The 9,195-nt window shown below is 56.3% G+C and carries 8 protein-coding genes and 1 pseudogene; 6 read left to right on the forward strand and 3 right to left on the reverse strand.

Annotated elements, in window-relative coordinates; translation table 11 throughout:
* Window positions 1-1,137: ATP-dependent nuclease (locus tag KCG44_RS14235; RefSeq protein ID WP_218446791.1), on the reverse strand; the 1,137-nt coding region annotated here is incomplete at its 3' end.
* Between the two features lie 209 nt (window positions 1,138-1,346).
* Here KCG44_RS14235 and KCG44_RS14240 point away from each other — a divergent pair.
* The 3 genes from KCG44_RS14240 to KCG44_RS14250 all read left to right on the forward strand — a co-directional run bounded on the left by KCG44_RS14240 (window position 1,347) and on the right by KCG44_RS14250 (window position 3,818).
* Entirely contained in the window at window positions 1,347-2,279 is a 933-nt protein-coding gene (locus tag KCG44_RS14240) for an IS1595 family transposase (RefSeq protein WP_218446792.1), read from the forward strand.
* Entirely contained in the window at window positions 2,276-2,452 is a 177-nt protein-coding gene (locus KCG44_RS14245) for a hypothetical protein (RefSeq protein ID WP_218446793.1), read from the forward strand. The genes KCG44_RS14240 and KCG44_RS14245 overlap by 4 nt, the downstream gene beginning before the upstream one ends.
* A 487-nt stretch (window positions 2,453-2,939) precedes the next feature.
* The gene (locus KCG44_RS14250) at window positions 2,940-3,818 is read left to right on the forward strand and encodes a hypothetical protein (protein ID WP_218446794.1); all 879 of its coding nucleotides are present in this window, start codon (window positions 2,940-2,942) and stop codon (window positions 3,816-3,818) included.
* Between the two features lie 250 nt (window positions 3,819-4,068).
* On the opposite strand, the gene lepA is transcribed toward KCG44_RS14250, so the two are convergent.
* Window positions 4,069-5,886: a translation elongation factor 4 gene (gene lepA / locus KCG44_RS14255; protein ID WP_218446795.1), complete on the reverse strand. Its 1,818-nt coding sequence runs from the start codon at window positions 5,884-5,886 to the stop codon at window positions 4,069-4,071.
* Between the two features lie 289 nt (window positions 5,887-6,175).
* Here lepA and KCG44_RS14260 point away from each other — a divergent pair, with 289 nt between their 5' ends.
* From KCG44_RS14260 to KCG44_RS14270, 3 genes are all read left to right on the forward strand, one after another.
* Complete coding sequence (locus KCG44_RS14260; RefSeq protein WP_218446796.1) at window positions 6,176-6,883, forward strand: PEP-CTERM sorting domain-containing protein; 708 nt, start codon at window positions 6,176-6,178, stop codon at window positions 6,881-6,883.
* A 219-nt stretch (window positions 6,884-7,102) separates the two neighbouring features.
* Window positions 7,103-7,810, forward strand: a complete 708-nt coding sequence (locus KCG44_RS14265; RefSeq protein WP_218446797.1) for a PEP-CTERM sorting domain-containing protein — start codon at window positions 7,103-7,105, stop codon at window positions 7,808-7,810.
* 258 nt (window positions 7,811-8,068) lie between these two features.
* On the forward strand, window positions 8,069-8,335 hold the full coding sequence (locus KCG44_RS14270; protein WP_218446798.1) for a hypothetical protein: 267 nt from the start codon (window positions 8,069-8,071) through the stop codon (window positions 8,333-8,335).
* Between the two features lie 113 nt (window positions 8,336-8,448).
* Here the strand turns inward: KCG44_RS14270 and KCG44_RS14275 are convergent.
* Window positions 8,449-9,186, reverse strand: a pseudogene (locus KCG44_RS14275) (IS5 family transposase); the annotation flags it as partial.
* Between the last annotated feature and the right edge of the window lie 9 nt (window positions 9,187-9,195).

A 9,195-nucleotide genomic window follows, 5' to 3' on the forward strand; every position in this document is an offset into this window, starting at 1 on the left:
CGCTTCATGGAAAAAAATGTTTTCTATGGTCGGACACGGTAGTGTAAAAATACCACGATTCTTGAGTATTTCGCATTCTTGATCGCTCCGAGCATCACCGTCAATTAGTCCAAATGGATTTAGTCTGTGTTCGGATCTAATGTTTCGTAGAGCAGATACAGCCTCTAGGACCTTTCCATGGCCGCCCTTCGGTATTATGCGCAAGTCGCTGTAAATGTGACTGTACAGTGCAACGTCGTAAGAAGTAGGCTCCCCTTCGATGAAAAGTGTTTTTGATCGAGACCCCAGAAGATCGGTACGAAGGTTTTCAGGAACGTCTTCAAAATTATCAAGTACATCGGCCTCGAACAATCTAGACTCAGGACGAGTGTTTATAACGCGCGAATTTTTCACATGAATTACGTGCGTGGTGTCGAGGCGCTGTATTATACTAACATCATGAGACGCGATAATTAACGAAATATCAGATCTGTATCTTATGCATGCGTCGAGTAGTCCCCCGGTGATACTTGGATGAAGGTGCTTTTCAGGTTCGTCGATAAGTAGCACGGAGTTAGGGGATTGTGTTACTACTGCAGAGACAATAAAGAGCGCCGCTCGCTCACCATCTGACATCGCATCGATCGGATATTCTGAGCCTTCTCGGTTTGCGGAAAATCCGATTTCAGAGACGGAAAAATGTACCGGTAAGCGTGCGGCTTCAAAAATGGCGTTAACCGTATCAAGAGGACTCTCGCGTTTCGATCCATCGACAGTGTTAGTGTGGTGTCCTAGCGCGAAATTTTTTCGAAAATCTCGATTGAACTTTGATTCAAGATTTAAAAGGCCCCTAATTAATGACTTAAACTGGTCCTCGGCCCAAGCACCTTTGTATCTATTGAATGAGTCGTGTTGGGCGAACAAGTTGCGCACGAGCTGAGCGGCGTCTTGTCCTCCCGAGCTCCATCCATGGTTAAAGTTAATTTGCCTGTGGCCAGGAAGGTAGGTAGCGGAGCCTTCGGGTAGGCTTCGATACAACGTAGCCAAAAACGCCGATTTTCCAACGCCGTTTGGCCCGGCAATAAGGACTTTTGAGCCATGTCCTACAGAAAAGGAGACCTGCCCTTGGTTGGTTCGAAAATTAAGGTCGAACAGCATATTCAATCCAGTTTTAGTATTTGCCGGAATACTTATAGTACGGTCTTTTCATCGACAAAGTATATCTTCAAGATTACTCAAATTTTTGAGTTTTGTAACCATACGTCGTTTGTTGCTGGCAAGGTGCCTCCACTATGCCTTGTCCTTTCCTGATTTAGGGGCCAATATACGTGCTTGACCCAACCGGGTAACTGTCGTATATTAACTGCATGACGACGAACAAACCCGCTATGCAGTCCTTCGACACTCTCATGGAGATGATGTCGGCTTTCCCTGACGAACAGTCGGCAATCGACCACTTCACGGCGATCCGCTGGAAAAACGGCGCGTTCTGCCCTCACTGTGGCAGCACGAAAGTCTATCACTTCTCTGACAAGCGCACTCATAAGTGCGGTGATTGCCGGAAACGCTTTTCGATCAAGGTTGGCACGATTTTCGAGGACAGCAAGGTCCAGATGCGTAAGTGGATGATGGCTATCTGGCTTCTGACATCCCACAAAAAGGGTATCGCCAGCACCCAACTTGCCAAAGACATTGGCGTCACACAAAAAACCGCATGGTTTATGACGCATCGCTTGCGCCATGCCATCCGCACACAATCTTTTAATCGTCCGCTAAAAGGCGAAGTTGAGGCCGACGAAACATTCATCGGCGGTAAGGAAAAGAACAAGCATCGCAGCAAGCGTAAGCCGGGTCAGCAAGGCGGGGCGGGCAAGGTGGCCGTCCTTGGTGTCCTAGAGCGCGGCGGCGAACTCCGCACTGGCGAGACGCCTAATCTACGCGCTCGCACGGTCCAGACGGTCATCCGTGAGAACGTCGCAAAAGGCGCAAACGTGATGACGGACGAGCATGTAGGATTTCAGGGCCTGCAAGGGGATTACAACCACCATACAGTCGTTCATAGCGCAGGCGAGTATGTGCGGGACTATTTCAATCACACAAACGGCATTGAAAGCGTATGGGCGCTGTTCAAACGCCAGATCGTCGGCACACACCACTTCATGAGCCGTAAGCACCTGTCGAAATATCTTGGCGAGATGACGTGGCGCTTCAATTTACGCAATGCTGGCGAAGGTGACCGTGTGAACGCGCTTCTGGCACAGACAGCGGGCAGGTTGACGTATAAGAACCTGATCGCATGACCGACGCTAAGAGAGACAAGCCCGTCAAGCTAGACATGCCGTTCGATGAGGCGCTTGAACGCTTTCTACAGACCGACCCGGACGATTTACCGGATAACGTGAAGCTGCGAACGGGCAAGAAAAAAGGGCCGCCGAAGCGACCCAGTAGTGGAAAGAAACCCCCTGACCGCTAACGCCTGCCAGGTTGGTTGAGAATCATCGCACTACGCCGAGCGGTAGTGAGAGCGAACGTGCTCTACGCGACCGAAGCGGATGCGATAATATGCGTGAATGAACACCATGTTACGCAAAGTCCTTGCTGTGGACTGCGAAACATGCGAATCTCCATATTGCACTAGGGAGATTGGTGCATGTTTCGACAGCCCAATTGAACGGAAAGGTCGACCTTCGGGTCGGCCTTTTTTCGTTTCCGGGACTTCGGTGTCCCGTGACCGTTTCGCTATCTCATAGGCAACAACGCCTCCTGTCCAGCACGCTCGCCTTCTGCGGGTGTTTCGCCGGATTTCGCCTACCTGCACCAGTCGGGGGATTCGCGTCAAGTCTCTTTTGAGTAATCGGTTGCTTACGTCTCTTACTCTGTGTATGAGGCGCAAAATTGCTTGGAGATTTGACATGACAGCGCCAGCGCCAAAACCTATCCGAAGCCCTTCATATCCTAGCATGTCCCTGCATGATGCGATTGAGGCGGTTCGTAAGATTGAGGAAAAATATCGTTCGTCGGCAGTTGATCGAACCGACGGTGCACGGCTTATTGGTTACTCGACGCTTAGTGGCCCTGCGAACAAAGCTCTGGCATCACTTGCTCAATACGGCCTCGTCGAGAGGGCCGGGAAGGGACACATGAGGGTAACTCCTCGTGCTGCTGCGATTCTACACCCAGAAAGCGAGATTGAGCGCCGCGACCAAATCCGTAAGGCGGGTTTAGAGCCTCGGCTATTTCAAGAATTAGAGGAGCGCTTCCCCGGCATTGTGCCCCCGGAGGAAGGCGTCGAGACCCACTTGAGCCGCCAAGGATTCAACCAATCCGCGATACGTCCAGCCATGAAGGCATATTTAGATACGTTGCTGTTTTTGGAGCAATCAGGGGCCATCGAAAGTCATGGAGCCGAGGAATTAAACAGTCCAAAACCGGAGATGCCGACTGGAAGTGGTAATAATATCACCTATGGCGGCGCTCGCGTTGGAGACCTTATTGATTACGAGAGCGAGGGCAGCCTTGCCAATCCGGAACCAATGCGCGTCCGGGCCGTCATGCAGGATAAGGGAAAAACGTGGGTCTTTGTCGATGGAAGCGAGGCAGGACTTGAAATGGATAATGTAATTGTACGTGAGCGCCCCGACGCTAATTCGCCACCCAAAATGCCTTTGGCTGAAAAAATAGTGGCAACGCCAGAAGGGTATCGCTCGGAAACTTTTGATGCAGATGAGGGTACGATTAAGATTGAGTGGCCCTCAAACCTTTCGGAGCAAAGCGTGGAAGACATGAACGATTGGCTGGAGTTGCTCAAAAAACGTATCAGCCGCCGCGCAATGAATTAGAACATAGATTACCCGGCCATCGCGCCGGGTTTTCTAATCCTCTTTATTCATAGTGTGTTTGCAGTCCGCACATATAGAATCGCCGCTGGATTCGACAGGGCTTCCGCAAAGGTCGCACTTGGGCATCGCCCGTTTGTACGCTTCCGTCTGGCGTTCTAAATCCTCTTTTGCGCGACCCATGACATTCTCCTTTTTGAGGCTGCACTATGGATGCGTTCGTTGGGTCACACAACTACGTAGGTCCCCTGATTTACTCCTCCCCCATCCTAAGCGCCGCGATGAACGCTTCCTGCGGGATGTCGACATTGCCGTACTGCCTCATCTTGGCCTTACCCTTTTTCTGTTTTTCCAGCAGCTTCTTCTTCCTCGAAATGTCGCCGCCGTAGCATTTGGCGGTGACGTCTTTGCGCATGGCGCTGATGGTTTCGCGGGCGATGACTTTTCCTCCTATCGCCGCCTGGATGGGGATTTTGAAGAGGTGGCGGGGGATGAGGTCTTTGAGGCGCTCGCAGAGGCCGCGGCCACGTGACTCGGCGACGCTGCGGTGGACGACCATGCTGAGGGCGTCGACGGGTTCCGCGTTGACGAGGATGTTCATCTTCACAAGGTCGCCCTCGCGATAGCCGATCTGGTGATAGTCGAAGCTGGCATAGCCGCGGGAGATGCTTTTCAGGCGGTCGTAGAAGTCGAAGACGACTTCATTGAGCGGCAGCTCATAGGTGATCTGGGCGCGGCCGCCGACATAGGTGAGGTTTTTCTGAATGCCGCGGCGGTCCTGGCACAGTTTCAGGATGGAGCCGAGATAGTCGTCGGGGACGTAGATGACGGCCTCGATCCAGGGCTCCTCCATATGCGCGACATGGGCGGGGTCGGGCATGTCGGCGGGGTTGTGCAGCTCGCGCAGTTCGCCATTGGTCATGTGGACCTTGTAGACGACGCTGGGCGCGGTGGTGATGAGGTCGAGGTCATATTCGCGGGTCAGCCGCTCCTGAATGATCTCGAGATGGAGGAGGCCGAGGAAGCCGCAGCGGAAGCCGAAGCCGAGGGCGGCGGAGGATTCCGCCTCCCACTGGAAAGAGGCGTCGTTCAGGCGGAGCTTGCCGAGCGAGTCGCGCAGCTTCTCGAAATCGGCGGCGTCGATGGGGAACATGCCGCAGAAGACGACGGGCTGAACCTCCTTGAAGCCGGGCAGCGGGGCGGCGGTGCCGTTCTTCGCGCTGGTGATGGTGTCGCCGACGCGGGTCTGCGCGACCTCCTTGATCTGCGCGGTGATGAAGCCGATTTCGCCGACATTGAGCTCGGTCATCTCGATGCGCTTGGGCGTGAAGCAGCCGACGCGGTCGATAAGATGCGTCTCGCCGGTCTGCATGAACTTGACCTGCTGGCCCTTTTTCAGCGTGCCCTCGACGATGCGGACGAGGATGACGACGCCGAGATAGGGGTCGTACCAGCTATCGACGAGCATGGCCTTCAGGGGCGCGTCGGCATCGCCCTTTGGCGGCGGGATGCGGGCGACGACCGCCTCCAGCACATCGGCGATGCCAAGGCCGGTTTTTGCGCTGGTGAGGACGGCGTCATCGGCGGGGAGGCCGACAATATCCTCGATTTCCTGGCGCACCTTCTCGACATCGGCGGCGGGCAGGTCGACCTTGTTGATGACGGGGACGATCTCGTGGTCGTGCTCGATCGACTGGTAGACATTGGCGAGCGTCTGCGCCTCCACCCCCTGGGCGGCGTCGACGACGAGGAGCGCGCCTTCGCAGGCGGCGAGGGAGCGGGAGACCTCATAGGCGAAATCGACATGGCCGGGCGTGTCCATCAGGTTGAGCTGATAGGTCTCGCCATCCTGCGCGGTGTAATGGAGGCGGACGGTCTGCGCCTTGATGGTGATGCCGCGCTCACGCTCGATATCCATATTGTCGAGAAGCTGCTCCGACATTTCGCGCGCGGTCAGGCCGCCCGTCTCCTGAATCAGGCGGTCGGCGAGCGTCGATTTGCCATGATCGATATGCGCGATGATGGAGAAATTGCGGATGTTGGCGAGAGGTGTCGACGAAGCTGAGGTCATGCGTGCGCAGGTAAAGCGCGGCGGGGCCGGGTGCAAGCGGGCGGATGCGCGCGGCGGACCCGCGCCGGACGCCGCGCGCGCCGCGTGGGGCGGCGCTTGATCTGAATCAATCCGAAATGGCACCAAAAGTGTCGGTATTCTTTACATGTCTCAATAACTTCTTGCGCAAACGTTCCGTTAACTATCTTTCGGGGAAGGATAAACGTCCGGTGGCACGGGCGTTGCATGGTGCCTGACGGTTTCCGGGGGGCAAACCGAACGTCTGTAACCCTTGGAGTACCGAGTCATCATGAATATCACGACCACATTGCTGGCAGGCGCGACCGCGCTTGGCATGGCATCCGCCGCCACTGCCGTTGTCATCATCCTCGACGATTTCGAGACCGAATTCGCCGGTCAGCCCTATGCCACGAGCGGTGCCGTCGTGCAGACGACGGACACGATCACGGTGGATGGCAACACGTTCGACCGGACGGCGTCCCTCCTCGTGGACAATAATGTCAATGGCGCGCCCGCGATGGCGCAGTTCCGCACGGACACCGGCAATTTCATCCTGTCGAGCGACACGGGCGTCAGCGCTGTCGCGACGCTGGAATATGATCTGGGCGCGATCCTGTTCGATGCGCAGACGGGCTCGGCAACAGGCATCCTGCGTCTGCAGGAAGAGTTCGCCGATCGGCCGCGCACCTATATCTTCACGCTGAATGGCGTGGCGGTCGACACCAATGAGCAGCTGATCGATACGGAACTGGGCTTCCCGAAGATCATCGAGCTGAACTTCGACACGGCCAATCTGACCGGCAATGACATATTGGGCATCACCATCGATGCCGGTGTCGCCGGCCGCAGCCTTGGCGATGCGCTCGATCTGGAGCTGTCGTTCCTCAACATCGAGATTCCGGACGTTCCCGTCAGCGTACCGGCACCAGGCGTGCTGTCACTCCTGGGTCTTGGACTGCTGGGCCTTGGCCTTTCGCGCCGCCGGCACACGGTCTGAGCAAAGACGGAAACGAGCGCTTCCGGGTGTTCACATGTCAGGATCAGGGCAGGGAGCGGAAAGTGTCGAGATTTTTTACACTTTCCGACTCCTGTGGAATGAGATAAGGATTTAACGCTCTGAAATTGAAGTAATTACTGGTTTTGGCATGCCGCATGCATAGCTACCCTCAGAATGGCGATTTTTCCCGCCTTGCAAGTTTGATACAGGAGTATTGACATGAAAATCACGACCACACTCTTCGCCGGTGCAGCCGCATTCGGCATGGCGGCCGCAGCCAATGCAGCTGTCGTTCCCCTCGACGATTTCGCGACGGCCTTCACCGGTCAGCCCGTTTTCACGGCTGGTCCCGAGATTTCGACCGGCCCGCAGGCCATCACGGTTGGCGTCGAGAACTACACGCGTACGGCAAGCCTGGTTGTCGACAATAACGAGAATGGCGACCCCAGCGGTGCGCAGTTCCGTACGGATGGCGGCAACTTCATCTATTCGTCCGACACGGGCGTTGCCGGTATCGTGACGCTGGAATATCAGATCGGTTCGGCCCTGTTCGACGCCCAGACGGGTGCAGCATCCGGCTCGATCCGCATTCTGGAGATCAGTGCTGACCGTCCGCGTACGTATCAGTTCTCGATCAACGGCGTTCTGCAGGACACGAATGTCGTCCTGGTCGACACCGAGCTGGGCTTCCCAGTCGTTTATGCGCTGAACTTCGACACGGCGATCCTGACGGGCGACGACACGATCGAACTCGTCATCGACGCTGGTGCAGAAGGCCAGAGCCTCGGCGATGCCCTCGACCTCGAAATCTCGATCCTCGACATCGAAATCCCCGAGCGTCCCCCTGAAGTGCCTGCACCTGGTGCACTCGGCCTTCTCGGCCTCGGCATCCTGGGTCTCGGCATGGCACGTCGTCGCAAGGCGTAACCTACCGGAACCTTAAGGGTTTAGCGGAAGGGCCGTTCTCGAAAGAGAGCGGCCCTTTCCCGTTTGTGTGGCATCGGCGTCAGCCATATCGCTGTCACGCAACCGGCCGCGCCCGTCCGGGATCGAAACCACCGCCAATGCCGGTTCCTCTCATTTGTACAGTGTCGATGTCAGCCATATCGCGGTCACGCAACCGGCCGCGCCCGTCCGGGATCGAAACCACCGCCAATGCCGGTTCCTCTCATTTGTACAGTGTCGATGTCAGCCATATCGCGGTCACGCAACCGGCCGCGCCCGTCCGGAATCGAAACCACCGCCAATGCCGGTTCCTCTCATTTGTACAGTGTCGATGTCAGCCATATCGCGGTCACGCAACCGGCCGCGCCCGTCCGGGATCGAAACCACCGCCAATGCCGGTTCCTCTCATTGTACAGTGTCGAAGTCGGCCATATCGCGGTCATGCAGCCGGTCGCGCCCGTCAGGATCGAAACCACTGCCGATGACGGTTTCCCTCCTGGCTTCTGAAAGAATGAGCAGGGAACTGGAATAGGGGCCAGGAGCGGCGCGTTTGAAAATAGACCCCGATATTTCAGAGATTTCAGGATGTATAGGGCTTTAGACCCATGAGCGGCAGTCGATAGGCGTGCGCGAAAGAGCTTGATGGCTGCCGGAAAGTTGTCGCCTGGTTTGTCTATCTGGTGGCTAAATCTCTGGTGTTTATGAATTTACAAGAGAATCGTCCGCGCATATCGCGATAGCGGTAGAGAAAGCTGCGAAACGCGAAGCTTTTGAGGCGGTTGCGCTTGGCTGGGATGTTGGCGAAGCCGCCCTCGGCTGTGATCCGACTGTGACTGGCATCATTGTCATAAGCCTTATCGGCAAGAAAGGTGGTGCCGCCTGGCACGGCGGCCAGCAGCCCCGCAGCCTCATGGCAATCGCTGGCTTGGCTTTCGGTTAGATGCCGCGGATCGGCAGGCCAAGGCCATTAATCAGTGCGTGGATCTTCGTCGTCAAACCGCCCCGGGCACGTCCCATGCAGAGATTTGGCCCCCGTTTTCAGGGCCGCACCGTGCTGGTGAACCCGGATGGAAGAGCTGCCGATCATGACCAGTTCGCCGTCTCAGGCTCGACCCGCCGCTTCGAAAAGCCGGTTCCGCACGTCGGCTTTGCGCCCGCGCACAAAGCGGTTGTAGCAGGTCATGTGCGGCCCATGGCGCTCAGGATTATCGGCCCATGGACTGATGGTGCGAAACCCGCGACAATATCCCGTTATTGACCGGCCTATCATTCACACGCGGAACGCCGCGAGGCCTGTCCGGCAATAATGGCTCAATCACCAGCCATTCGTCATCGGTCAGTTGAAATCTGCGACGCATTGTCCAAAG

Origin of the sequence: Pacificimonas pallii (genome assembly GCF_019204005.1) — a bacterium.
GTDB classification, from domain to species: Bacteria; Pseudomonadota; Alphaproteobacteria; order Sphingomonadales; family Sphingomonadaceae; genus Pacificimonas; species Pacificimonas pallii.